At 60.4% G+C, this 230-nt stretch carries 1 protein-coding gene; it reads left to right on the plus strand.

Annotated features, from left to right (window positions below):
* Window positions 1–230 (plus strand): hypothetical protein (locus SB772_RS46240; RefSeq protein ID WP_410839300.1); only part of this gene is annotated, 230 nt, incomplete at both ends.

Consider the following 230-nt stretch of genomic DNA (forward strand, 5'->3'; position numbering starts at 1 on the left):
GGGTGCGCCTGGCGATCTGGTAATCAGCAGCCCCATTGAAATGCACAGTCGCACCGTTGACTCACTCATTGCCCTGCGCAAATTCAGCACAGTGCAGTTCCGTTTCCATCAGGCGATGAACCTAGCGAATCTGGCGCTGCACCTGGACGTCACCACCGGCCAGCGCAAAGTAGCCCGGTTCAGGGAGGAGCTTACCGGGGCTGCCTTGCGCAATGCGGCTGGCGCTCATG

It is taken from the genome of Paraburkholderia sp. SIMBA_030, from assembly GCF_046535245.1.
GTDB lineage: Bacteria > Pseudomonadota > Gammaproteobacteria > Burkholderiales > Burkholderiaceae > Paraburkholderia.